This window comes from Nocardia bovistercoris (assembly GCF_015674855.1).
In the GTDB taxonomy this organism is placed as follows: Bacteria; Actinomycetota; Actinomycetes; order Mycobacteriales; family Mycobacteriaceae; genus Nocardia; species Nocardia bovistercoris.
Map to the genome: position 1 here is coordinate 36,214 of NZ_JADMLG010000002.1, position 24,176 is coordinate 60,389.

At 66.0% G+C, this 24,176-nt stretch carries 19 protein-coding genes; 7 read left to right on the forward strand and 12 right to left on the reverse strand.

All coding sequences use genetic code 11. The features are described 5' to 3' along the window. Positions 1 to 18: 18 nt before the first annotated feature. Positions 19 to 999, reverse strand: coding sequence for a hypothetical protein (locus tag IT779_RS04225; protein WP_196147863.1), 981 nt, complete (start codon positions 997 to 999; stop codon positions 19 to 21). A gap of 193 nt (positions 1,000 to 1,192) precedes the next feature. On the opposite strand from IT779_RS04225, the gene IT779_RS04230 reads away from it, so the two are divergent. Both IT779_RS04230 and IT779_RS04235 read left to right on the forward strand, forming a co-directional pair. Further along, a complete protein-coding gene (locus tag IT779_RS04230) occupies positions 1,193 to 2,353 on the forward strand; it encodes a sensor histidine kinase (protein WP_196147864.1) in 1,161 nt (386 codons plus the stop codon). Then, positions 2,350 to 3,006, forward strand: a complete 657-nt coding sequence (locus IT779_RS04235; protein ID WP_196147865.1) for a response regulator transcription factor — start codon at positions 2,350 to 2,352, stop codon at positions 3,004 to 3,006. The genes IT779_RS04230 and IT779_RS04235 overlap by 4 nt, the downstream gene beginning before the upstream one ends. A gap of 55 nt (positions 3,007 to 3,061) precedes the next feature. Here the strand turns inward: IT779_RS04235 and IT779_RS37425 are convergent, their stop codons facing one another. Further along, positions 3,062 to 4,330 (reverse strand): isocitrate lyase/PEP mutase family protein, encoded by a 1,269-nt coding sequence (locus tag IT779_RS37425; protein ID WP_196147866.1) that lies wholly within the window; start codon positions 4,328 to 4,330, stop codon positions 3,062 to 3,064. A 65-nt stretch (positions 4,331 to 4,395) separates the two neighbouring features. On the opposite strand from IT779_RS37425, the gene IT779_RS04245 reads away from it, so the two are divergent. Beyond that, positions 4,396 to 5,091 carry an ArsR/SmtB family transcription factor gene (locus tag IT779_RS04245; protein ID WP_196147867.1) on the forward strand — a complete coding sequence of 232 codons (696 nt, stop codon included), beginning with the start codon at positions 4,396 to 4,398 and terminating at the stop codon, positions 5,089 to 5,091. Positions 5,092 to 5,286: 195 nt separating this feature from the next. Here the strand turns inward: IT779_RS04245 and IT779_RS04250 are convergent, their stop codons facing one another. Together IT779_RS04250 and IT779_RS37430 are read right to left on the reverse strand one after the other, a co-directional pair. Beyond that, entirely contained in the window at positions 5,287 to 5,607 is a 321-nt protein-coding gene (locus tag IT779_RS04250; RefSeq protein ID WP_196147868.1) for a helix-turn-helix domain-containing protein, read from the reverse strand. Between the two features lie 250 nt (positions 5,608 to 5,857). Continuing rightward, positions 5,858 to 6,256, reverse strand: coding sequence for a hypothetical protein (locus tag IT779_RS37430; protein ID WP_232541449.1), 399 nt, complete (start codon positions 6,254 to 6,256; stop codon positions 5,858 to 5,860). Between the two features lie 43 nt (positions 6,257 to 6,299). Between IT779_RS37430 and IT779_RS37435 the strand changes: the two genes are divergently transcribed. Further along, entirely contained in the window at positions 6,300 to 6,416 is a 117-nt protein-coding gene (locus IT779_RS37435; protein ID WP_332838648.1) for an excalibur calcium-binding domain-containing protein, read from the forward strand. Between the two features lie 110 nt (positions 6,417 to 6,526). On the opposite strand, the gene IT779_RS04260 is transcribed toward IT779_RS37435, so the two are convergent. The 4 genes from IT779_RS04260 to IT779_RS04275 are packed head-to-tail and all read right to left on the reverse strand — an operon-like array spanning position 6,527 to position 14,668. Then, entirely contained in the window at positions 6,527 to 10,699 is a 4,173-nt protein-coding gene (locus IT779_RS04260) for an SAV_2336 N-terminal domain-related protein (RefSeq protein WP_196147869.1), read from the reverse strand. Further along, the gene (locus tag IT779_RS04265) at positions 10,696 to 11,697 is read right to left on the reverse strand and encodes an AAA family ATPase (RefSeq protein WP_196147870.1); all 1,002 of its coding nucleotides are present in this window, start codon (positions 11,695 to 11,697) and stop codon (positions 10,696 to 10,698) included. Before IT779_RS04265 ends, IT779_RS04260 begins: the two co-directional genes overlap by 4 nt. Continuing rightward, complete coding sequence (locus IT779_RS04270) at positions 11,697 to 13,667, reverse strand: VMAP-C domain-containing protein (protein WP_196147871.1); 1,971 nt, start codon at positions 13,665 to 13,667, stop codon at positions 11,697 to 11,699. The genes IT779_RS04265 and IT779_RS04270 overlap by 1 nt, the downstream gene beginning before the upstream one ends. After that, on the reverse strand, positions 13,664 to 14,668 hold the full coding sequence (locus IT779_RS04275) for a hypothetical protein (RefSeq protein ID WP_196147872.1): 1,005 nt from the start codon (positions 14,666 to 14,668) through the stop codon (positions 13,664 to 13,666). The genes IT779_RS04270 and IT779_RS04275 overlap by 4 nt, the downstream gene beginning before the upstream one ends. Before the next feature lie 620 nt (positions 14,669 to 15,288). Here IT779_RS04275 and IT779_RS04280 point away from each other — a divergent pair. The 3 genes from IT779_RS04280 to IT779_RS04290 all read left to right on the forward strand — a co-directional run bounded on the left by IT779_RS04280 (position 15,289) and on the right by IT779_RS04290 (position 20,008). Beyond that, a complete protein-coding gene (locus tag IT779_RS04280; RefSeq protein WP_196147873.1) occupies positions 15,289 to 17,769 on the forward strand; it encodes a DUF4407 domain-containing protein in 2,481 nt (826 codons plus the stop codon). A gap of 413 nt (positions 17,770 to 18,182) precedes the next feature. Beyond that, entirely contained in the window at positions 18,183 to 19,268 is a 1,086-nt protein-coding gene (locus IT779_RS04285; RefSeq protein WP_196147874.1) for an FHA domain-containing protein, read from the forward strand. Between the two features lie 26 nt (positions 19,269 to 19,294). Beyond that, entirely contained in the window at positions 19,295 to 20,008 is a 714-nt protein-coding gene (locus IT779_RS04290) for a hypothetical protein (RefSeq protein WP_196147875.1), read from the forward strand. A gap of 45 nt (positions 20,009 to 20,053) precedes the next feature. On the opposite strand, the gene IT779_RS04295 is transcribed toward IT779_RS04290, so the two are convergent. The 4 genes from IT779_RS04295 to IT779_RS04310 are packed head-to-tail and all read right to left on the reverse strand — an operon-like array spanning position 20,054 to position 24,145. Next, positions 20,054 to 21,013 (reverse strand): MlaD family protein, encoded by a 960-nt coding sequence (locus IT779_RS04295; RefSeq protein WP_196147876.1) that lies wholly within the window; start codon positions 21,011 to 21,013, stop codon positions 20,054 to 20,056. After that, positions 21,010 to 22,038, reverse strand: a complete 1,029-nt coding sequence (locus tag IT779_RS04300) for an MlaD family protein (RefSeq protein WP_196147877.1) — start codon at positions 22,036 to 22,038, stop codon at positions 21,010 to 21,012. The genes IT779_RS04295 and IT779_RS04300 overlap by 4 nt, the downstream gene beginning before the upstream one ends. 8 nt (positions 22,039 to 22,046) lie before the next feature. Continuing rightward, positions 22,047 to 23,147 (reverse strand): MlaD family protein, encoded by a 1,101-nt coding sequence (locus IT779_RS04305; protein WP_232541450.1) that lies wholly within the window; start codon positions 23,145 to 23,147, stop codon positions 22,047 to 22,049. After that, entirely contained in the window at positions 23,147 to 24,145 is a 999-nt protein-coding gene (locus IT779_RS04310) for an MlaD family protein (RefSeq protein ID WP_196147878.1), read from the reverse strand. The genes IT779_RS04305 and IT779_RS04310 overlap by 1 nt, the downstream gene beginning before the upstream one ends. Between the last annotated feature and the right edge of the window lie 31 nt (positions 24,146 to 24,176).

Sequence of the window (24,176 nt, forward strand, 5' to 3'; positions counted from 1 at the left end):
ATTTTCCTGCAATAGGATTCACGATCCGAGACGGCTGGTGAAGAAGTCGAGGATCGGCCGGTTGTAGTCGTCCTGCCACAGATGGTTCGCCAGACCGCGCCGCCCGCCGTGCAGCAGGAAATCCGGTTCACCGGGATAGCCGTGCGCCCGCAACTGCCGAACCACCTTGTCGGCGCAGGACAGGTCGTTGATGCCGTCCAACTCGTGATGGAACATCCGGAAGGTCGGCTTCACCGCGGCCTTTCCCTCGTCCCACGCGACCTCGTTCGGATAACTCTCCGATCGGCACGCGTCGGATTCGATGATCTGCTTGCCGGTTTCGTTGTCGTAACCCGCGCCCTCCACCTTCACCCGCGGCGTCAACCCCGCCTCGCACACGCGGTGCCAACCGTAGGGGTCGCCCGATGACACCGGCGCGAATCCCTTGACCAGCCCGTTGAAGTGGGTGGCGGCCCTGACCGTCATATATCCACCCGAGGACAGGCCCGTCAAGAAGACGGCGTCGGCGCTGCCCGCAGGTCGCGATCCCGGAATCGTCTGCCGCATAACCTGTTCCAGGAACGGTAGATCCAGATTCGGCCTGCCGCGGACCTCATCGTCCCAGACCTTGCCGCAAACCCGCCCTTGCTCGTCGCTGACCTCGTCGGAAGAATTGACCAGGAAGATCCCGAATCCATCCGCCACGGCGAGCTCACCGAATCGCACCTGCGGCGCGGCGATTCCGGAATCCCGTCCGCACCACTGGTCGTATTCGCCGCCACCGCCGTGCATGGCGATGATCGCGCCCTTCGGCCACGCCCCCGCCGGACCCTTCCACAGCACCTCCCGCGATCGGCCCGCGACATCAAGGACGACATGCCGCCATCCCTCGTCGACGCACCGACGCTCCCGCAGCGTCGGATCGCCCTCCTGGGCGAGCGCGTGGGTCACCGTCACCGCTCCCGTGATCGCGGCCAGCAGCACCGCGCCGACCAGCAACCAGAGCTTGGAAAACTTCACGTTCGGACTCCGATCCGAGGCGGACATCACCGCCGAGCATGCCACCGATCACGTTAGGACAGCGTGCGGCCGTCGGCACCCGGACTCGGTATCTCCCCCACACGGGAAACGGATTCCCCCGGCCGGGGGAGGCGGACGGGAACCGCGGATTGCGACGATGACCAGGTCACTTCGTATCAGGAGGATCAGACATATGTTCGCGATATTCCGACGGCTGACCGATCCGGTGACCTACACCCGCGCCGTGCACCTGTGCCTGCCGTTCGCACTCGTGGCAATCTGGGCGTTCATCTCTCCGGACAGCCCCTACCTGCTCGCGCTGTTCGTCGTTCCCATCGGCCTGCTGTCGGTGACGCGGCTCTCGGAGGGCGTCCAGGCGCAACTGTTCCTCACCCCGCGCGAACGCGGCAGACCGGACGCCACCATCACGGCGGCGCCCGCGAAGACATGGGCGGATCGGTGGCGGACCGTGTGGTGGTTGGAGATTCGGCTCCTCTGCGCCGCGGCCCTGCTCGGGGTCGGCGTCTCGATGGTGTGGATCACCACCGACCTGATCCGCGCGGCCGTCGGCGCGGGCACCACCCGCGATACCGTGCTCGACCTGCCGTCGCACTGGTGGTGGGCGCTGCTGGTCCCGCTGCCGGTCGCCGTCGTGCTGACCGCGATCGCCGTGCTCGGTGCGGTGGTGACCGCGGCCGCCCGGCGACTGCTCGGGCCATCGCCCGAGGAACGGCTGCGCGTGCTCGAGGCGCGCACCGAACAACTGGTCGAGCACAATCGCCTCGCTCGCGAGGTGCACGACTCGGTCGGTCACGCGCTGACGGCGATGGTCCTGCAGGCGAATGCCGCGGCGACGGCCGACGACCCGCGATTCACCGCGCGCGCACTGCGCGTCGTCGAGGACACCGGCCGCGCCGCCCTCGACGACCTCGACCGGGTGCTCGGCGCGCTGCGCACGGCCGGGCAGGCCTCGTCGGAAGGCCCGACTCTGACCGCCGCGTCCACCCTGTTCGAGGCCGCGCGCGCCGCGGGGGTCGCGGTCGACGTCGTCATCGAGGGCGACGTCGCCGGGGTACCCGCCCCGATATCTCGCGAAGGCTATCGGATACTGCAGGAATCGCTCACGAACGTGCTGCGGCACCGCGGCCGAACCTCGACCGACGTCGAAATCAGATCCGACGGCTCGCGACTCGAACTTGTTATCCGTAATCCTCTGTCCGAGATGCAGATTCCGTCACGCTCCGGGAACGGTCTACACGGTATCCGGGAGCGCGTCGAACTGCTCGGCGGACGCGCCGAACTCGGACCGCACGAAGGCGACTGGCGGGTCCGCGTCGAAATCCCGATCCGATGACGGTTTCGCCGATCACCGTTCTGCTCGTCGACGACGAACCGCTCGCCAGAACGGGCCTGCGCACCATCCTCGATGCCCAACCCGGCATCGAGGTGGTGGGTGAGGCGGGCGACGGGGCCGAGGTGCTCGCGCTCGTCGAGCGACTGCTGCCCACCGTGGTCGCGATGGACGTGCGCATGCCCCTGATGGACGGCATCGAGGCGACCCGCACGATTCTGTCCACCGTGGCGGCGCCGCCGAAGATCCTGATGATCACCACCTTCGAGAACGACGACTACGTCTATCGCGCCCTGCGGGCGGGCGCGGACGGCTTCCTGCTGAAGCGGGCCACGGCCGTCGAGATCGCGAACGCGGTGCGCACCGTCGCGGAGGGGGACTCGCTGTTGTATCCCGCCGCGGTCCGCGCACTCGCGTCCGGGCGCGCTGACCCCGCCGCACGCACGGTGCTCGCGAAAGCCGGCCTCACCGAACGTGAGGAGACGGTGTTGCGGTACCTCACCCGCGGGCTTTCCAATGCCGAGATCGCCGCCGACATGTTTCTCGGCGCCGAGACGGTGAAGACGCATGTCAGCGCCGTGCTCACCAAGTTGGGGGTCCGTGACCGCACCCAGGCGGTGATCCTCGCCTACGAGTCGGGATTCGTGGGCACATGACGCTCGGGCGGGAGATACTGCCCGGGCGTCGAATCCGCGCGTTCGAGCCGTGGTGTCAGCGGATATACCGTTCGATGACGTCCTGGACCGACCGGTAGCTGAGCGCGGTGTCGGTCGTCCGACCGTCCCGCACCGCCTCGGCCACCCGCACCGCCGATTCGAGGGCGGTGCGAAACAGCAGCGAGCCGGTGCTGATCCTGCGCACGCCGAGCTCCATCAACTCCCGAACATTACGCTGCGCAAGCACATTCAGAGGTACGGGAACCACGCGCGCCAGCGCTTCGATCTCGTGATCGGTGACCAGCCCAGGCACGAAGACGCCGTCCGCGCCCGCGTCGGCGTATCGCAGAGCGCGGTCGACGGTGCTATCCCGGTCGATTCCGAGCCAGTAGGTGTCGATGCGGGCATTGACGAAAAGCGCCGGGGCGCCGTCCTTCATCGCTCGAACGGTGCGCTCGTGCGCGGCCGGACTCCCAGCCGCGTCCTCGACATTGACTCCCACGACTCCGATCTCCCACAGCCGCGCCGCCAACTCACCGGGATCGACACCGAACCCGGACTCGACGTCGACCGTGATCGGCACCGGAAGCCTGACGAGTTCGCTTGCCAGATACATTGTTTCGGCTCTCGTAGTGCCCGCCGCGTCGATCAGCCCGTGCGCGGCGGCAACCCCGAGACTTGTGGTGCCGATCGCCGCGAATCCGGCCTCGACCAGCATCGCCGCCGAAGCGAAATCCCAGGCATTCGGCAACACCAACGGCAGGTCACCGTGGTGCATGCGATGGAACTCCCCCTCGGCCAGCGCCGAAGCGTGTCTGCGGCCGGGACAACTGTGCCGGCCCTCGCCGAACGGCCTGCCGGTGAGATCGACTTCGACGATCGCACCGGACGGCGCGACGCGACGCGTGCTGGGAACCGGCGGGTTCCGTCCCTCGACCATCGCCGCGGTGGCGGCATACGCTTGAACGAGGATCCCGATCCGGTTGGCCGTCACCTCGTCGGCCACCCCACCGCACGCGGCCACCAAGCGAGCCACCGCGCTGTCGGCCTCGGCGGTGACACTCTCGTGCGGCTGATAACACCGCGCGACCAGAGCGACATCCGTCTCAACAATCCCCGAAAGCTTCAGTGCCGCAGCTAATTTGGTGACAACACTCCCCATGCCACCCCGCAGCGCGTCGATATCGACACCCGCGAGCTCGGCTTCGACGATCGCCCGCCTGCGCGTATGCGCCTCGCCCTCACTGAAACGCACGACATTGGCCCGCAGCCAGGCGACACCGTAAGCGGCGTCGGGAACCGCGGGAACCGGATAGTTCAGCATGCGCACAAAACTAGGGCGGAAACACATCGGCGCTCACCGAACCGTCCCCGATGCACAATGAGCCGATGGCCGCCGACGAACTCGCTCGCTTCGCCGCGCTGCTCGCCGACCGCAGCCGCGCCCAACTGTGCCTGGCCCTACTGGACGGCCGGGCATGGACCGCCACCGAACTGGCGAAAGCCGCCGAAATCGCACCGTCCACCGCCAGCGAGCACCTGACCCGCCTCATCGCGGGCGGACTCCTCGTCGAGCACCGCCAAGGCCGACACCGCTACGTGGCCCTCGCGGGCCCCCGAGAAGCCGAACTACTGGAATCCCTACTCGCCTACCTCGGCCCGACCCCACCGAAACCCACCCTGCGCGCCGTCCGCGCCTCCGCCGCCCTGGCACGCGGCCGCACCTGCTACGACCACCTGGCAGGCCGCCTCGGCGTAGCGATAACCGACGCGATGATCAACCGCCGCCTGCTGACCCCCGACCTGACCCTCACCCCCGACGGCCTGCACTGGCTGACCGAAGAACTCGCCGCCCCCGAACCCAACCTCCGCTCCCCCACCCACCCCACAACCCGCTCCTGCCTGGACTGGACCGAACGCCGCCCCCACCTGGCAGGCACCGCGGGCGCCCACATCCTCACCGAACTACAAGCCCGCACCTGGCTCCGCCGAATCGGCAAAACCCGCGCCGTACTCCTCACCCCCACGGGCGAAAAAGCCATGCAAGCCCTACTCGGCCTGGACGTATCCACCCTGCCCCAGTGAGCGAAGCCATCATCTGCCGCGTCTGTCGAATCCGTAGCCACGTGGGATCGCCCCGACGTCGTCCACGTCATTCTGTGCACTCTCAGCTCGATCTCCGGATAGCACGGACGGAGTCCGATACAGCGAAGTCCGGGCCGGGTCGCGCCGACAGGCGTGGAATCACGGAAGCGCGGGGACCATACCGCCGTACCGCGCTCACGCCGCAGGATCGGTAGGCATCTTCAGAAGGTGTCCACCGATATCGGCCAGCAACTCCAACTTTCCCCCCAACGCGGCCACGTAGGCGGCGAGCGCTTCGACCGTCGCGACCTCTCCGTGCTCGATCTGCGACACCCGCCCCGGAGTGACTCCCATGATGTCGGCCAGCCCCGCCTGCGTGAAGCCGAGCCGCCTCCGCTCCTCCGCAAGCTGAAAGCCCCATTGCTCAGCCATGATCTCACGGCGACGCCGCGCGGCCTCCTGCTCACCCACACGGCGACGATAACCCTCGCGATCCCACTTGGAAAAGCTGCTCATCACCCTTCCTCCTCCACTCTTGCCTTCAGATACACCGCGTACAACTCCTCAGCACGCGGAATCGCCTGCTGAGGATTCGCGATAGCCTGCCGGACCGAGCCGATGTCCACCGATCCGTATGTCCCCGTATGCAATACATGCGGGTGAAACAAACTTCGAGCTATCCCGATACAGCGGGTATCGAACGAGATAGCCGAAGCCGCCGCCGCGGGTTCGATGGTCTCGATGTATTCAGAAGGTCGAGGGACGATCAGATGTCGGCAATCGCAGGGGTTCTCACACTGATATGGCTGGTGATGGTGGTCACCGCTGTAATCGGTTTGATACGAGGGCATCTGGATTGGGCGCGGCTACGAAATCGCAGGCACGCCTGCATTCTGCTCGCCGTGTCATTCGCGGTGCTCGTCCTCATCGGCGCCATCGCACCGAAGCGGCCGACCGACGATGCGGGACCGCAAGGCTCGACCAGCTCCGTGACCACACCTGCGCGGGCAACCTCGTCGCAGGCCGCCTCCGCGACAACAACCCAGCCGACCACAACCACCTCCGCGGTGTCCGAACCGCCTGCGCCGGTGCCACTTGCGCCATCTGTGACACCGTCACCGCTCCCAACACCCGCCCCGCCATCGTTCGTGCCACCGCCGATCATCCCTCAACCTGTTCCATCACCACCGGCCCCCACGAAAACAACGGTGTACTACGCGGACTGCGCCGCGGCCCGAGCCGCAGGCGCTGCTCCCTTGCACCAAGGAGAGCCCGGCTACCGATCGGCACTGGATCGCGACAAGGACGGCGTCGCCTGCGAATAGCGTTTCGTGTGCGAGATCGGGCGGATTGCCTCCGATACGGTCGAACCACCCTCGGCGGTCGTGCGCGGCGGTGTCGTTTCGTTCGGTCGGTGTGCGATGAGGGGCAGGGCCTACGGCAAACCTTTGGGACGCATTGCCGCGGCCGCTTCCGTGCGGCCCAGCGCGTCGAGGATGTCGGCGAGGGTGGTGCGGACGCGGATCAGCAGATCGACGTCATCGACGCGGTCGCAGATCGCGCGCGCCTCCTCCGCGGTGTCCAGCGCGCGGTCGTACCTGTGTAGGGCACTCAACTGGAGCGCCATGATGTCGAGCGCGAGGACGAGGTCGCGTTCATAGGTGGCGGGTTCGGCCGCAGAGAGCCTTCGAAAGAGATCGACGGCCTCCTCGGCGTAGTCGAGGGCTTCTTCGTGGAGGTTCTCGCGATCGCACAAGCCCGCGAGTCGATAGAGCACGCGCGCGATATCGAGAATGTCGGTCGCTGAATCGATCGCCGTCAGTCTGCGGGTGATCGCCAGGGCCTCGCGTGTCACCTCGACCGCTTCGGACCGGCGGCCCGTGCGATTGAGTTGCACTCCGAGAGTGTTCAATTCGTGCGCGAGCGCGGGGAGGTAGGGGTCAGGGTCGGTGGCCGCCAACCGCTTCAGGATCAATACCGCCTGACGGGTGACGTCCACCGTCTCGGCCCGATGGCCCGACTCCTCCATTCTCATCCGCAGATAGTCGAACGCCTGGGTGGGGTCGGCGACGCGCAAGGTGGGGTGGGTCACCCGCAACCTCCGCGCGATCGACTCCGCCTCCCGTGTCGCCACGATCGCCTCCGCGAGATACCCGGCGCGACTGTACTGAACGGCCAGATTCTGCAGCGCGTCGATCAAACCGGGAAGGTAGACCTCCGGCTCGGCCGACGCCAGGCGTCGCGCGACCATCACTGCCTCGCGGGCCGCCTCCACCGCCTCGGTGAACAGACCAGCCCTGCTGAACCGCATGGCCGAATTCATCATGGCGTCATTCAGTTCGGGCAGATACTCGTTCGGCGACTCGGCCGCGATACCCCGCACCACATCCACTGCTTGCTGTGTCACCTGCACCGCCTCGCGGATGTGACCCGATGTCTCCAGTTGGTTTCCGAGATTCTGCAGCATGCTGCCGAGCAGCGGGAGGTAGGTGTCGGGATCCGTGTCCGCCAACTGCTGCGTGAGGAAAACAGCCTCGCGTGTCACCTCCACCGCCTCCGGATGACGGCCGAGTTCGGCGAGCTGTGCGCCGAGATCCTCGAGTATCAGGGGTAAGTCGACTTCGACGCCATCCGCCGGGGCCACGCGCACCAACTGCCGTATGAGAGCCAACGCGGCAAGAGTGATATCCAGCCCAAGGGTTCTGCGGCCGAGCCGCACGAGTTGCCGTCCGAAATCGTGCAACGCGCGGACGAGAGCGAAGTGTCGGGCCTCGGGTTCGGTGATCGACAACCGACGACATGCCGACACGACCTCGTCGATCGCCGCCATTCCCCCTGTGGCGTCGCCCACGAGCGTTTTCCGTACGCCCAGATCGATTAAAGCGTGCGCGAATTCCACGAGGCTGGTGCGCTCGAGCCTGCGCAGCAGGTCGACGGCCTCCTCGGTCGCGTCCACCGACCTGAGCCGATCACCCACGGCCCACCACCGGTCCGCGAACCCCGACAATGCGCGCACCAGTTCGAGCTGATAGAACGGCTCGGCTTCCGATTCCGCCCGTCCACGCAGCATCCGCAAGGCGTCGTCGGCGACCGACAGGTCGATGAGTTCGAAGCGCAGTAGTTCGTCCACGGCCAGCGAATTGCCCTCGGAATCCACAGCCGCGAAGTCCACCTCGGAGAAGGCACTGGAAAGTTCCCCGAAAAACATTGTCAATTCCCGCACCAAATCGGCGGGCGGCGTATCGCACAATCCAAGCCGCAACCTCAGGAAGTCTTCATCCTGCGGCCGCAGTTCGGCGCGGATACGGGAATCGTCCCCCTCGTTCAGCAGCGAGTTGAGTAGATTCGCGAACCGCCGCGGTTGTTCGGCGGCGAGGCCCATCGCAGCAACGAACCACGACTCCGCTCCTCGTCCCCGGTACATCCGAGCGCATTTGTCGTTGATCGCGCCGACAATGTCGAACAGGTCATCGACCGACATACCCAACCGCGAGGCGAACTCCGCCGGATCGGGATCATCCCGGAATCCCAGCAAAACCGTCTGCTCGTTCGCGGTGAGCAAATCGGACGTGGTCAACGAGACGAGGGCTCGTGCCCATTCGGCCGAGGGATAATGCCGCCCCGAAGCGCAGACACGCACGGCCTCCAAGACTTTCTCCGCGGGCCGGTCCTTCGCGAGCACACCCTTTGCTCCGCTGTCGATCGTCACGCGGACAGACGTCGGCGTCGGCCGACCCGAGTAGATCAGAACGTTCTCGATACCCGCACCGCGAATACGCGCCACCCGCTGACCGGGAGGGACGCGCGAACCGAACAGATCCATGATCACGAGATCGAGATCATGGGTCATCGCGAGGAGAGCCTCGGTCGTCGGCGCGCGAGCCGTGAGTTGCAGCCCCTGCGATCCTTCGAACAGTCCGGCCAGAAACGCCGAGACGAGATCCAGATTGTCGTCCACGAGACCGATCCGCAACGACGAAGTCTCGACGGGCGGCTCCTTCGGCTGACCTCCCACTCCGCCGGCCCCGGTGCCCGCATTCGCGGCGAGTTCCTGCCCGACGGGCCGAATCGGACCGGGCGCGGAAATCCGATCCGCCAGCACCGCGTATCGTCCGCCCATCCTGGCCAATATCGAAGCGGCGATCACCGCCAGCGGCGGCGGACTGCCGAACTCGCCGCCGTGCACCGGGAGCTCGGCGCCTTCCGGATCCTCGAGCAGCGCCCCGAAATCGAAAGGCTGCTGTCCCAGCCGTTCGGTGACGAATTCGCTCGTGGCTCGCAGAATGGTGAGCGCGTCCTCGCGCAGCAGATAGCCGTTGAGTTCCTCGCGCACCCCCGGCAGGAAATCATATTCCACCAGCTCCGGCGTCGACTGCCCTTCCCACCTCAGCAGTAGCCCGCTCAGGAAAACCTCGGCGAGATGAGTGACATCGGAGTCGGGCATCATGACGCGCTGGACGAGTCGCATGACAGGTAGGGAGAGAACGGACGCGGACAAGTAGCAGCCGAGGCGAAACCCCGCTGTCGAGGCCGATATTCGGAACCGGTCGACCAATTCGGCGGCGTCGCAGGCGGGCGGCGGGGCGGGGGCGGTCGCGACGGTCAAGCGTGGCGGCGCGGGAGGCGTGTCCAACAGCGCGATGCGATGGTATCCGGGAGCGGCGGTGACGATATCGGTCCAGCGTGCCACCCAGGCGGGCGCGCATTCGAGCAGTGGAATGGGCACCGGTTCGGAATCACACCGCCATTCGGCATTGCAATCGCCCGGCCAGACCGCGGAAACCTCGCCCGCGGAAACCTCGACTCCGGTGCCCTCCCACATTCGCTGCGGCAGCAGGGTGAGTACCGCCACCGGAACGGATCTGCCGATCTCGCGCAGCACCGCGTCCATGGTGCCGTCCTGCCACACGCCGCCGAGCAGATCGGAGACGACCAACACCACACGACGGCCGATGCCGATGTCGCGCAACACACTTGCCGAATCGATCGGCTTGGTCGCATCGAATTCGCGGACGCGGACGTCGCCGAAAACGCCGAGCCATTCCGTCAGCGACCGGAATTGCGCGAATGTCTGCTGCCACACCGTCATGGACGCGCTCGTATCGAGCAACAAGGTCAAATTCAGCCAGCGCTCCGGGGCGGGCCGCACGGCGGGCTCCCAGAGCTTCTCTTCCGCGATCCGCGTCACGGTGGCGACTTCATCGATGAGTGTGGCGGTACGGCTGGGAACCCGGCGCCCGAACGCGCGCAACGCCCTGGTGAACGCGAGCTGATCGCGTAACGCGGGAACGGCGGGACTGCGGAAGCCGATACCCCTGTGCCGGGCCGTGGACTCTTCGGTTCCCTCCGCGTAGATGGGCAGCGACGGCGGGTCGACGGCGGCGGACTCGGCCTCGGCAGGCTCGGCCACGGACCGCTCGGACAGATCGGCCGCCTGCTCGGCGCTGCCGTCCGCAGCGCGTGCTTCGGTCGCGCCGGCAGCGGTTCGGTCCGCCTCCGGCGCGCGGATGTGCTCGGCCAACCAGAACGCGTCGCGTAGATCGCTCGCCCCGATCACCAATCCCGCCGCGACGAGCTGCTCGACGAATTCCGTTATCGACTCACTCACCCTGCGCCGCTCAACGGGCTGAGCAGCTTCGCGATCAGGTCGTCCAGCCCATCGAAATCCCCTGCCGAGGTGGCGACGAAGACGGCATTGAGCAACTGATCGGTCGCGACGTCACCGCGTTCGAGTTTGTCGCGGAACTGCTCGATACGCCGTTTCGACTTCTCGGCCTCCGCCGGGCCGATATGGGCCGCGACCATATCGGCGATCTGCGCGGCGCTGGGCACCTTCAGATCCAGGCGCAGGCAGCGACGCAACAACGGCTTGGGGAATTCTCGTTCGTTATTGCTCGTCAAGACCACGAACGGGAAAGCCTCGCAGGCGACGCGCCCCCGCCTGATGGCAACGGGCGAACCGCCGTCCGCGGTCGGAACCTCGATCTTCTTCCCGGTCGACAGCCGCGCGAGCTCATCGATGAGGAACTGGCCTTCCTCGAAGACATTGAGCAGATCGTTCGGCAGATCGATATCGCTCTTGTCGATCTCATCGATGAGCAGCACGCGCGGCCGTTTGTACGGGAGCAACGCGGTACCGAGCGGACCGAGACGCAGATGCCGCCCGATTTCGGTGTCGTCGCTCGCGGGTCGGCCCCTGGCTTGTCTGAGGTGCTCATCCCGGAGTCGGCCGATGGGGTCGTAGTCGTACAGACCTTCCCGCAGCGTCGAACGGCTTGTGATCGGCCAGCGCAGTACCGGTCCGAGTTTCAACTCGCGGGCGACCTGGTAGGGCAGCGTAGATTTGCCGGTTCCGGGTTTGCCGGTGACCAGCAGCGGTCGGCGCAGGAACAGCGCCGCGTTGACCATCCGGATCTCGTCCGTGGAGGGTTTGCGCCAGTGCTCGCCGTCGCCGAGGCGGCGCGCCGCGGTCGGATCGATCCGCTCCGGGGGCACGTCGAGCGACTCGCCACTGCCCTCGAAGGTGCGCCACCGGGGCGGGTCGGGTAGGTCGGCGATCCCGTCGTGTGGTTCGAGTTCACCGCGATAGATCGGCCAGCTCCCCATCACGCCCCTCCCACTGTGATCGGCGCCCGCATGATCTCGGGCGCCGGGCCTCGCGTCGGATCATCCCACAGCAGAACGAGATCACGCGCCTCATGCTCGCAATCGTCGAGAGAATATTTCCGGTAGTTCGCTCGCCTGCGGCGGACGGTCGCGGGCAGCTCAGCCAATGGCTGCCCCTCGAGAAGACGTCGCAGGGGCTCTCGGCCACCGGTCCGACCTGCTCTGTGCCACAACGCGATCGGCGTGCCCGCGTAGAACAGTTCGCGCAGCAGATTCCACCGCACCTTGGCGGGCGGACGCGTCGTCCAGGCGAATGCCACACAGACATGGTGACCGAGTACCGAGGGATCGATCGAACCGTTCTCCGCCCACCAGATCACGGACTCCTGGTAGCTCTTCAGCCCCATCAGCGTCGACCAGGCCGCATCGTGGGCCGCGCGGCGCCGCGTGTCGTCCCTGGATTTGAACAAGGGCCGCACAACCACTCGGCACATCGAACCCAGAGTGCTGTCACCGGAGACCATCATCTCCTCGAACGGTGCGTCGATCAGATTCTTGGGCTCCAGCCCGTTCCTTTTCTCCTCCTCGGTGCGAATTACTTCTCCGCGTACGAGAAATTCGACCTGCGGAGCAGGCGTACCGTACTCGGTCACCAGACGACCGACCTCCGATTCGATCTCGTCGAAGTTCAAGAGCGGTTCGGGCATCGTCCGCTCCAGCGCCCCGCGCTTGGAGTATTCCCACGCTCTGACTTCATATCCGTGCCCCAATCCGTCGGGGATCACCCGCACCACCAGATAGGTCGGTTGTCCGTCCTCGATCCTCGCTTCGAGCTCCGCCAAGTCGATGCCGTGTCGAGGTGCGGCGCCCGCCAGCCAAGCCTGAAGGCTGCATTTGGCGCCGCGATCCCGGACGCTCTTCGCAAGACGAACGAGAAATTCGAAGAGCGGATCGGCGCGAGTCGGCCTGCGCAACGAATCGACCATTGCGTGCACATCGGACGAACCGGGGTCGGAGACGTCCACCCCCTCGGTAGCCTTGCGGTAGAGAGCGGCAATGTCGGACGGGGGATGCACGCCGAGCAGGATGTCGTGCAGCTCCTCGAATTCCGGCCGTTCCAGCAGGAGCATACCCAGCGCGCGAGCCGACCCGTCGGGAGCCGCCGGGTCGGCGGTGAAGCTCAGTTCTTCTTCTCTGTCGCGCAGCTTGATATACACACGATTCGGCACTTGGCTGGTGGATCCGTCATCGCGCAATTTCTCGAACCTCGGGTTGACATGCAGTTCGATCTTGCGGAAATCCGGTGGCCACATCCCCCCGGGCGGCGCGCAGAGCGCTCGGAAAACCTCCTTGGAGAAGTAACCTGCCGCTTCGGCCACCGAGTTCATAGCGGCTTCCCCGGCGCCGGCCGCGTAATAGATCTGCTGTTCCTGACCGACGGACTTGACATCGAGATAGTCGTCGCACAGCGCCAGGTACTGCCAGTCGGTCTTCGCACGCACCGCGCAGGCGTCGATGATGAACTGCTGCAAACGGTGCCTTCGATATTTCGGCTTGCGCAGCATACCGAGAAGGTGCGTGAAGTTCAACGCGTCTTGTTTTTCCTCCGCCGACTCCGGAAACATGAGCAGGCGCTCGCCGCGGTTCCACTCCAGCCCGTGTCCGCCCCAGTGCACCAACAACAAGTCGCTTCGCTCTTTCGGGAGCTGTATGCGGAAGCGGTGGATGATGGAATCGGCGTTCGCCTCCGTCACCGTGACGCCCGAAAGCTCCAGAGCCGTACAGTGCGTTCTGTTCTCGTCCAGCGGCGCGGCCAGCACCGTGATATTCCGCGCGGGCACACCGCGCTCCAGCAGCCATTCCGTGAAATGGCGGGCGTCACCCATCGGCCCGTTCAACGCGGGCCACCGCATCTTGTTGGTCTCTATACCCACGATGATCGCCAAGGTATCGGCGGGCGACACGATCACGCCAGTACCTCGCCCAACAGCCGGTAGAACCGCTCGTTCTTCCGGAAGAAGTACGCACTGTGCGACCACGGGAACGGCGTCCTGTTGTCGATCTCGTAGTCACGTACCCGTCCGGGGAACACCCCCGCGCCACGATAGGCGAGCAGATCTCGCGGATCGTAGATATTGCTCCACTCCGGCACGGAATTCGGCAGTCGCAGGCCGAATCGCAATGTCGGCAGCGCGTCGAGCTCATACAGCAGCGGCCCCTGCGACCCGACCGTCACCAACTGCCGAACATTCGGCAATTCCTGCGACACCAGCAATTCGAGTGCCGCGATTCCGCCGAGGCTGTGCGCGAGAAGTATTACCGGCCCGGCGATCTCGCGCACCCTGGCGGCGATGAAATCCTTGATGCCGCCGCCTCTGGTGAGGTAGACGAGCACGTCACCGGCCAGCGGCGCGGCATCGGTCGACCAGGTCCGGCGTTTCCGGTCGACATACCGCGAACCGCCGGATCGCATCGCCAGGTTGAACGCGAGTTTCTTCGCCGCGGCGCCGAATTCACCGCGCGCTCGGCCGTCGTAGAGCGCCGCCGATACCGCCGAGACGAGTTCATCCAGACTTGCGCCGTCGAGATCGACCGGCGCCTCCCTGACAACGGATTCCGCGAGCGCCGCGGCGACGATCGCGCGCGCCAGCGGGCCGACCAGTTCCGCCGCATCCCTTTCCTCGATCACGGGACATGTGACCTCATCGTCCAGTACCGCGTCGACGGCGTCGGCGAACACCGCGCCGAGGCCCGCTTCCGTCACGGCGACGGGCGGGTCCTCGACCGAAAGACGCCGGGCGGCGGCGAGCAACACCTGCCCGGACCGCCGCACCATGGGCGGCGGCTCGACATCGGGATCGGATTGTTCCGTTGCGAGCAAGCGCAATTCGAACATCGGATCCCTGGCCAGCGCCCACCACGGGCCGAGGCCGTCCGCATCGTCGAAATCCTCTGCGCCGCGAGCGGACATCCCGGGAATACTGGCGCCGTCGGCATGTAGCCGCGCACCGTATTCGTCTCCCCAATAACAAGGTTCGACCGTCCATTGCGGCCTCGTCTTCGCCATTCCCGCGCGTACGTCCTCGAATCTTTCCGCATAGGAATAACTTCGAACACCCGTGCCGTGCACGAACAGAACTGTAGTCACCAATGTGCTCCCTGGTCGCCGATCCTCGGCGCGAACCCACGTCGACCGAGGTTCGACGACCCCCTCCGGCTCGATTCGAGCGATCGAGCGAAAACCATTAACGCCCAGATACTCTCGCATCCTCGACGGAGCCTGGCAAGCGCAGAGCGGATCGTACCGGACGCAGGCGGAAGCCCCGAATAGCGTGGTCATATCGATCGAAGGCGCCGACTCCCACGGCATTCCGATCGGTATCCTTTCGCTCGGCTATCGAAGAGCGTTGACCGGAGGTATTGTTGGCCGCGACAGCACGGGACGGACGCGCCCGACTCGTCGACGCGCGAACCTCGGATTGCCGCCCGGCAATCGGCCGGGGAACGTAACGAAACGCCCCACTCACCGATACCCCGGCGATGGCGCGTATTCAACGGTGCCGTATTCGCAAGTTCCAGTGGGGGGTGTCAGTGTCCAGAGTTCCGTCGATCCGGCGACTCGGCGACTCCGCGATCCTCTTCGCGGGCGTCGACCCCGCCGAGTTGCGCGATCCCGACGACAAAGTGCTGGTCGGCGACCGCGTTCGCTATATGGGGATGGGAATATCGGTGGTCGTCACCTCGGTATTCGCCTGCGTGGCCATGCCATTGGCACTCACCGTGATGACCGGCCACTTCTCCCCGCTCTATCTGATCGCGGGATTGCTGTACGGCGCCTTCATCATGAACTTCGACCGGTGGCTCGTCTCGGGCTTCGACTACGACACCGGCTGGAAAGCCACCGTCCGCGCGGTCGCGGGCGTGTTGATCCGTCTTCCCATCGCCGTTCTGATCGCATTCTCCATCGCCGAACCGATCGTGATGTTCGTCTTCGCCTCCGAAGTCGACGCGAAGATCGCCGAGCTGAAACAACACCAAAAGGTCGAGGAAGCGGACAAGATTCGCGCCGACCCGTTCTATGCTCCGGACAGAACCGAGGAAGCGGCGGCCGTGGCGCGGGCGAACGCGGCGGTCGACACGGCCGCGAAGGCCCTTTCCGAAGCGGAGTCGGCGCTCGACTCGGAAGAAGGCGGAACGGGCGGTACCGGCCGTGCGGGCCAGGGCACCCGTACGAATGAGCGGCGCGAGGTGCGCAACAAAGCCAAAGAGGCTTACGACGACGCGATCGGGAAGCAGATCGACGCGGGGAACAAATACACCTTCAGAGCCGAGCAACTCGACGCCGACCGTAAGAAAGCGATCGACGCGAACAATGACCGCATCGACAAACGCACCGCCGGTCTCGCCGACCGCGAGAAGGCGCTCTCCGCACTCGGCGACGACCCGGCCATCGCGAAAACGGCACTCGCGGTGCGCGGTCTCCTGTTCCTCATCGACGTCGCCCCGCTGCTGCTCAAATACGCCATGCCCGAGACGTTCCACGAGAAGATGCTGCGCGCCCGGCGCAGGCGCCTGCTGGACAGGCACGCGGACGATATCCAGGCCGCCGAGATCGTCGCGAACGACCGGAGAACCCTCAAGACGGCCATCGAGCGGTATCGCCTGCAACTGAAGGCGACCTTCGATGAGGAGCAACTCAGCAGGAACAACGATTTCGACCTCAGGGAACTCATCAGCGACCACGCCGCGCGAATCCGGAGTTCGGGTTTCGTAGACGTCGACGCGGGCTTCATCACCACCGGCTCACGGAATCCTTTCCGCGGTGGCACCGGCTCGAGCACGAATCCCGAGCCGAGCCCGATGCCCGGGCCGCCCCCGCCGAAAACCGAGACAAGCACCGAACCGCGCGAGCCCGATCCGCCCCCGCCTCCCACGGGCGACGGCACGGTTGTCGATCAGCGCTGGTTGCTCGGAGCCCCGCTGACCCCACCGCGCGCCGACCATCCGTGGTTGCGCGCCTATCTCGCACGGGACCTGCACGCCAAAGGCAGCGGAGACTACGTCGTCAAACGGATCCATCAGCCCGGTCCACGGGTAACCACGGGTCTCAACGAATTGCATTCACTGCCGCCCGGTGTCGAGGTCAGCCCCTATGTCGCGCCCATGGTTCACGGCGGATACGACGTCGATTTCGGTCTGTTCGTTGTCACCCGTTACTACCGACGCGGCACGCTCACCGACCGCATGCGAGACGACGCGCGACCACTGACGCTGCGCGATACGCTGCGCTACGCCGAGCAGGTGCTCCAGGGCCTCGACGCGGTCTTCGAAGACCGCAACCTCATCCATTTCGATATCAAACCCTCGAATATCGCGTTGGACGACAACGGGAACGTCCGCATCATCGACTGGGGCTTGGCGGCGGCGGGCGATGCCGCGGACGGCGCGCCGACCGGATACTCGCTGTGGTATGCCCCGCCCGAACAGGTCGCGACAGTCAAGCAGCCCAAGGAATGGCGGTCGGGACGCTGCGACGTACGTGCGGTGGGCGCCACGCTGTATCACCTGATCGCCGGGACTCCGCCGCTGCAGATGGAGGCCGAGCACTTGCGGTTGCTCGATACGAACGGCGTGCTGCCCGACGAGCGCAAGCACGATTTCGAGGAACTGCTGCAAACGATCTCACCCACATCGCTGAAGGAATTCTTCTCGGCGAACGAAGGGTGGGATATCGATCAGATGCAACCGCTGTCGGACCTACTGTTCCGATGGCTCGATCCCGATCCCGCGATGCGCGCGCCGGGCAACGGCTCCCCGCAACGCAACGCCCTTGACGCGCTTCGCCAGGTCGCCGAGCAATTGGTGAAGAACAAGTCCGCGGCACTGGACCGGAAAGTCGGGGCCGCCCATCTCAAACGTCCGCTCATCTCCGTTACCACGCCCGGCGACCGGGCCGAGAAGATGCGCACCACACCCAACACACAGTCCACCGTCGTACGTCCCCGCAAACCGCGGGCGCCGCGCGGACCCGATCCGTTCACCTTCGGGAACAAGGAGGGGACGCCATCGTGACGGACTCATCGGATTCCACGACGACCGTACTCACCATTGTCATCCTGCTGCTCGCGTTCGTCGCGGTCTCCCTCGTGCTCGCGAGAATCGGGAGACAGCGCGCAGCACAACGGATTACAAGATCCGCCGATGACACGCCGGGTGAGCGCCCTCCGGGTTCCGGATCGAAGGAGTATGTGATGGGCCAGGATCCGGGACCGTCCGGCGGTCACCGCGGCGACCCCGCGCTACCGCGACACCATGAGCAGACCCGACACCTCGAGCGGTCACCGGCGGTCGAGACACGCCGGCTCGAGCAACCGCCCCACCTCGAAGACGCTCGACGCGATCCCGAAACACCGACCGACCGACTGGCACTCCCCCCCTACATCGCGATCTCCGAACCGATCCTTCCCCCGGCCGATACCGAACCGATGCCGCAGCCCGCCTGGTTCAAGGCGGTGCGCGGGTCGTCGCTCGACGCGTTGCTGACCCGGTCGAGATTCGTCCTCGGACGGTCCACGAATTGCGATCTCCAGGTGGACGACGAGATGGTCAGCCGCGAGCATTGCACCCTCACCCACAGCCGAGGCCAGTGGTACATCACGGATCTCGATACGCCCAACGGCACCGCTGTCAACGGCGAACAAATACCCGCCGGGCAACCGGTCCAACTCGAGTCAGGTGACGCCGTCCAGATCGGCGACGCGGAATTCGTCCTCACCCTGCGCGGAAAGCGCCCGATTCCCATGGAATTGCATGCGGGCGGCGCGACCGCGCGCGGCGGCCGGGACCGCAACGAGGACGACTATGTGATCGGCGCGAATCTGCTCGCCGTCGCGGACGGCGTCGGCAGCCGCCCCTCCGGTGATATCGCCGCGGGCATCGCCATCGATCTGGTGGGGACCCCGAGCCGAAATCTTCGATGGACGCACGTCGTCACCGCCATCGAGGCGGCATTGCGCGCGCACGGCGAAGACGATCCGACCTCCGTCGATATGGCGACGACACTCGAGGCGGCGCGCTTGATCGATCGCAACGGGATGACTTTCGTCTCCGGCGTGCACATCGGAGACGGGGTCGCCTTGGTGGACGACGGATTCGAACTGCGCGAACTCACCGTCGCGCACACCTTCGGAAAGGAATTGGCTATCAAGAATCACCCCGAGGCCGGTCGACACCCCGATCGCGAAAAACTCGTCAAGGGCATCGGGCTGGAGGACGGGAAGCCGGATCTATGGGAGGAACGGGCGATCGTCGGCCATCGCTACATCTTGTCGACCGACGGCATCCTTCGGGCGCTCGGCCGCAGGCAGCTGATCGAATCGCTGGCGAATGTGCGGCATCAGCCCCCGCAGATGGCGGCGGAGACCGTGATCGCGCTCGCCCAACAATCCGACCTGCCGCCCGAGGTGCTGGACAACATGACCATCGCCATTGCCGACGTCTGCAGATCGGGACGGTCGGGCCGCGCGTACGACAACCAGATCAGGTCCGCGCTTCCGGCCGCGGAGAGATGAGTCGAATGGACATCAGGAATGCCGATATGGTCGACAAAGGAATCGCATTGTACTGCGGCGCCACTTTCCACAAGGAATTGTCCTACGGAGATGCCACCTATCTCAACCGCTCGTTGATCGCGCCCGCGGACGTCTTCCTGAGCGAGGCGAACGCGCCTCAAGTATATTCTCAGGGACGCCGGTGGCACATCCGCAATAATTCCTCGTACAAAAAGCTGGTGATCGCCGAGTTGACCGACGAGAAGGGCACCCTCGGCCTCATCAACCGCATCCCGCCGAACCTGAGTCAGCGGCTCCCGTCCCTCGAGACATACATCTACCTCGGCAGCTACCGGGTGCGAGCCGACATCATCGACGCCCACTACTTCGACGACCCGGACATCGGCCCGTCCTACGAGCCCACCCATACGAGCAGCGGCATGGCACGCGACGCGGACGCCCTGATCCGCGAGCTGTTGACCGAAGAGCCATGGCGCACTGTGACTTTGGCCCGTCTCCAAGAGTTCATGGATCCGCACAACGCGCGCCCACAGCCGCTCGCGTCGCAGCGTGTACTCGACTGCATCGCACCGCATCTCGGCCTGGACGCCATCGAGGAGACCCAGCGGCGCGTCAAGGACATCACGGGCATGGACACCACCGCCGAACTCGGCGATTGGATGACCCACCGCGGGATCCTGCTCGGCAGATACCTGGACGAAGTAAGCCACGGCCCGAACTGCGCGCACCGGCGGATCTGAACACGCCGTCGACGTCGGTTGCGGGCACGAGCATCCCCCGATGCGTCACTTGATTCGGATGTGCACCCTGCCCGCGCCGTCGTCGCCCACTCCGTGCAGTGCGGCGGAGATCATCCGGCTCAGGTCGATGCGCGGCAGTGCGCCCGCGGCTTCGTCGGCCAGCGGTTGCAGGGCGGGGGCGAGCAGCCTGAAGTCCGGTCCGACCTCTCGACTCCAGTCGGTCAGGCGGGTGAAGAAGGGCACGAGCCCGTCTTCCTCGACGTACATCTGCGGCGGGTTCGCGGGACTGAACAACCGATCGAGGGCCTGGGCGACTTCCTCGACCCGCTCGCCGAACTGCACGAACGCGGACGCGGCGTGCGGTGCGGCCTGCGGCACCCATGCCGAGTCGGCGGCAAGGGTTTGCACGTCGTCGATGGTCGCGCCGATCGCGGGCATGCGCACGTTCATGGCGGCCGCGAGCAGTTCGGTGGAGCGCGCGAGTTCGGGAATGACGGATTCGGTGCCTTCGACCGCGGTGCCGAACGTATCGACCAAGGCGCGCAGGGTTTCCGGGTCGAGTTGGTCGAACACCGCGGTGAGCATGCGCGAAACCGTTGGGATCGACATCGGCACTCGCACTCGCTCGGTGTCGAGCCGCTGACCGTCGGTGAGGTACGGACCGTCCTCGGTGCGCGGCGCGAATTCGATGTAGGGCTCGCCCAACGCGGAAAGGCTTTCGATCGACACGTCGCTGTCGATCGGTACGCGATGGGCATCGTCCACCCGGAACCGGACTTCCACACCCGTTCCGATGTGTTCGACGGCGGTGACATCGCCGACTTCGACACCGGTCAACAGCACCGGCGAGCCCTCGACGAGACCCGACGCGTCGGACAGCGTCATGGTGGCCGAGGTGAATTCGGTGAACCGATCGGTGCCGACGACTCCGAAGGTGAGGTAGGCCGACCCGAGCAGGCTCACCGCGGCGATACCACCGAGCGAGGCGATCGAACTTGCCTTCATCGGACCACTCCCACCATCCGCAGCGCCCGAATGATCTGCTCCACTTGGGCATCCACGGGCACTGCGTCGGCGCCTTCGATCCGCACGGACCGGACGTTCACCTTCGGTCCGTGCTCGACGAACGGAATGATCTTTTCCCGCAACAGTTTCACGAGCGCGTTCAGGTTCGAGGGTGCGTCGAGGTCGAGCGGCCGCGTGGTGAGGAACAGCGGCACCAGTGCACTGGCCGCGGCGTCGCCACTGGCGACCAGGGGCGTCAACCAGATCAGGGCGTGGGCGACATCGCCGAGAGCTCCGATGATCCCGATGGTCGCGACCAGCGTTTGCACCGCTCCCGAGGTCTGTTCCACGGCGGCGGGCGCGAGTTGTTCGTGCAACACCGGTGCGCGCTCGTGCACCACGCCGACCGTCTGCTCTATCCCGGACAGGAACGAATCGACGCGGTCGAGGTTCGCGGCGAGGTCGCGGGCGTCACCGCCGAGCACATCCGCGATCCGGGCCGTTTCCTTCGGATCGCGGGGCAGCACACCGTTCAATTGGTTCACGATGTCCTGGAATCGGGTGATCGCCCCGCCTTGGACGAAGGTGGCGAATCCCGCCATGGCGTCTTCGATCTGGATCGGCGGCACCGTCTGGTTCAACGGAATTCGACCGCCCGGAGCCAGCAGTTCCCCGAAACCGGAAGGCGGAGTTGTCAATGCGATGAACGAATCGCCGAGAACGGTGCTCTGCCGCATTTCGGCGACGGTGGAGACGGGCAGCCGCACCGAATCCATGATCTCCGCGCGCACCGTGACATAGCCGCCCGCGCTGTCCTGCACGAGGTCGATCCCGGTCACCGACCCGACCACGGCACCGTTGGCGACAACCTTCGCACGGGAGGGCAGGTTGAGGACGTTGGTGAATTCGATTCGCACGTCATAGGTCGAACCCGAAACACCGCTGCCCGGAACAGGAATCGCCCCCGGATCGAACCCACAGCCCGACGCGACGACCACACAGGCCACGACGAACCACGAAACCATCCGACGTTTCATCGCACACCCACCGATCCGAGAACCAACTGCACCAACCGGGTCCGCGCGATTCCGTCGCCCGCTCCCGTGCACAATCCGGGCGACGCGGCGTTCACCAGGGCGCAGAGTTGTTCGGCGTCCCCGTGCGGTATCGCGACCTGCGGCGGCGCATAGGTGAGACCGGTTCGTCCGCTGCCCGGATCGGTGACCGTGACGAAAGCGCCCGCCAGCGCGGGCATCATGGCGATGATCTCCCGCAGCGACCCCACATTCGCGCTGAGGAAACGCACCAGCGGCACCGCTGCGTCCAACGTGGCGAAGATCGGATCGGAGAACAGCGTGGTGATGTCGTTGAACAGTGGCAGCGCCCTGGCGAACCCGTCGAGGATGAGCACTGTCTCGGTGAACAATTCGTTGTTGACCTGATCGAGCACCGGACCCATCCGACTCAGCATCGACGTGATGTCACCCCAGTGGGTGGTGATGGCATCCGACAGCGACGTGATGGCGTCCACGCTGCCCGCCAAGTGCCCGATCGCCGCGTCGGGCGCCTCCAGCGCCTGCCCGAGTCGCACGACGATCGAATTGATCTGCGCTCCGGTGCCTCTGGTCGCCTTGTCCATTCCGGTGATCGCGCGCCCGAGCGAGTCGCGGCCACCGGATTCGGGACCGAGGATCTGCTCGGACAACCGTGCCATGGCATCCAGCGTGCGGCTGATGCTCTGCGGCGTGAGGGTTCTGGTGATGCACGTCGCGGGGTTCCACGGATTCACGTCACGACCCGTATTCAGCACGGCCAGTTCACGATCGGCTACCACCGTGTCCGACACCGTGGTAGCCGCCGCGTCGGCCTGCACCGGATGCGCCGCGTCGACCTCGAATTCGACCCGCACCTTGGGACCCCGCGGCGCCAGCGCGGTGACTCGCCCGACCCGCACACCGCGCATCGTCACATCGCTCCCCGCGTACAGTCCGATGCTGTCGGGCATCATCGCGCAGTAGGACTGCGTCTTTCGCAGCGGATCGAAGAACACGACATAGGCCACGACCGTCACCGCGCACAGCAACAGGATCGCGAGCACCGAGACGAATCCGCGGGACTCCAGCACGCGACGCATCAGCACCCCCGCCCCGGAACCGGCACGCACACCGGAGCCGACATCGCGAGCGGGTCCGCGCCCGGCGGCGCGTCGACCGTCGCACCGGAGTGGTCGACCTCGACGGTCCCGTCGGGCAGCATCATGGCACGCAAAGTTGTGCCGAGTTCCCGCACTTGTCCGAGCAACGGTTCCAGCCGGTCGCCGAGGGCGAGCAATTCCGCTGCGGCAGCTGATAACTGCCGAGCCATCGGTTCGAGCGTGCCCTCCCACGCGGGTTGGAGCGCGGCGACCCGGTTCACCACCCGACGCAGCGCCGACACGGCTTCGCGCAACTCGGCGCGATGGTCGATCAGCAGGTTCTCCAGCAGATTCACCTTGTCCACCAGCTTGCGCAGCGCACCGCGGGCGGCGTCGATGGAGTTCAGGTATTCGTCGGCGAAGGCGATCGCCTTCGAGACGTCGGAACGCTGCCGGTCCAGCACGTCGACGAATTGTTCGACGCCGTTCAGGATCTGACGCAGCCCGTCGGGCGACTGTTCCAGCGAGGTGGCCAGCGCCGCCAGATTTCGGCGGACGGTGTCGCCGTCGATCTCGCGCACCGGGCGTTCCGCGTCCTGGAAGGTCTGCATCAGGCTGTAGGGCAGTCGCACGCGATCGGCCGGAATCGCGCGGTCGCCCAGCGGTTCGGCGCCCGCGGGCACGATCGCGACGTAGTGGCCGCCGACCACGGTGAGCATCCTGATATCCAATGACGTCTGGGCGCCGAGGAAGACATCGTCGCGCACCGAGAAACGCATCCGCACCTTGTCGGGATGGAGATCGAGTCCTTCGACCCGACCGACCGAGATCCCCGCCAGTCGCACGTCGTCACCGACCCGAACCGATTGCGCCTCGGTCAGATCGGCGGTGTAGGTCCGGTCCCCCAGCGGGATCACATACAGGATCGCGACCGCCAGCATCGCCACCGCGACGAGAAACGCCACCGCGAGCCCCGCCCGTAATTGCCCACGCTCCACGGCGCGAGCGGATCGCGCTTCCGGCCGCACC

What these genes read in the sequence shown, in the direction of transcription:
- IT779_RS04250 (WP_196147868.1), bottom strand. Translation starts at nt 5,607, where the DNA reads ATGAGCAGCTTTTCCAAGTGGGATCGCGAGGGTTATCGTCGCCGTGTG.
- IT779_RS04245 (WP_196147867.1), top strand. Translation starts at nt 4,396, where the DNA reads ATGGCCGCCGACGAACTCGCTCGCTTCGCCGCGCTGCTCGCCGACCGC.
- IT779_RS37430 (WP_232541449.1), bottom strand. Translation starts at nt 6,256, where the DNA reads ATGATCGGCGGTGGCACGAACGATGGCGGGGCGGGTGTTGGGAGCGGT.
- IT779_RS04290 (WP_196147875.1), top strand. Translation starts at nt 19,295, where the DNA reads ATGGTCGACAAAGGAATCGCATTGTACTGCGGCGCCACTTTCCACAAG.
- IT779_RS04235 (WP_196147865.1), top strand. Translation starts at nt 2,350, where the DNA reads ATGACGGTTTCGCCGATCACCGTTCTGCTCGTCGACGACGAACCGCTC.
- IT779_RS37425 (WP_196147866.1), bottom strand. Translation starts at nt 4,330, where the DNA reads ATGCTGAACTATCCGGTTCCCGCGGTTCCCGACGCCGCTTACGGTGTC.
- IT779_RS04300 (WP_196147877.1), bottom strand. Translation starts at nt 22,038, where the DNA reads ATGGTTTCGTGGTTCGTCGTGGCCTGTGTGGTCGTCGCGTCGGGCTGT.
- IT779_RS04275 (WP_196147872.1), bottom strand. Translation starts at nt 14,668, where the DNA reads ATGTCCGCTCGCGGCGCAGAGGATTTCGACGATGCGGACGGCCTCGGC.
- IT779_RS04305 (WP_232541450.1), bottom strand. Translation starts at nt 23,147, where the DNA reads ATGCGTCGCGTGCTGGAGTCCCGCGGATTCGTCTCGGTGCTCGCGATC.
- IT779_RS04265 (WP_196147870.1), bottom strand. Translation starts at nt 11,697, where the DNA reads ATGGGGAGCTGGCCGATCTATCGCGGTGAACTCGAACCACACGACGGG.
- IT779_RS04285 (WP_196147874.1), top strand. Translation starts at nt 18,183, where the DNA reads ATGCCGCAGCCCGCCTGGTTCAAGGCGGTGCGCGGGTCGTCGCTCGAC.
- IT779_RS04295 (WP_196147876.1), bottom strand. Translation starts at nt 21,013, where the DNA reads ATGAAGGCAAGTTCGATCGCCTCGCTCGGTGGTATCGCCGCGGTGAGC.
- IT779_RS04230 (WP_196147864.1), top strand. Translation starts at nt 1,193, where the DNA reads ATGTTCGCGATATTCCGACGGCTGACCGATCCGGTGACCTACACCCGC.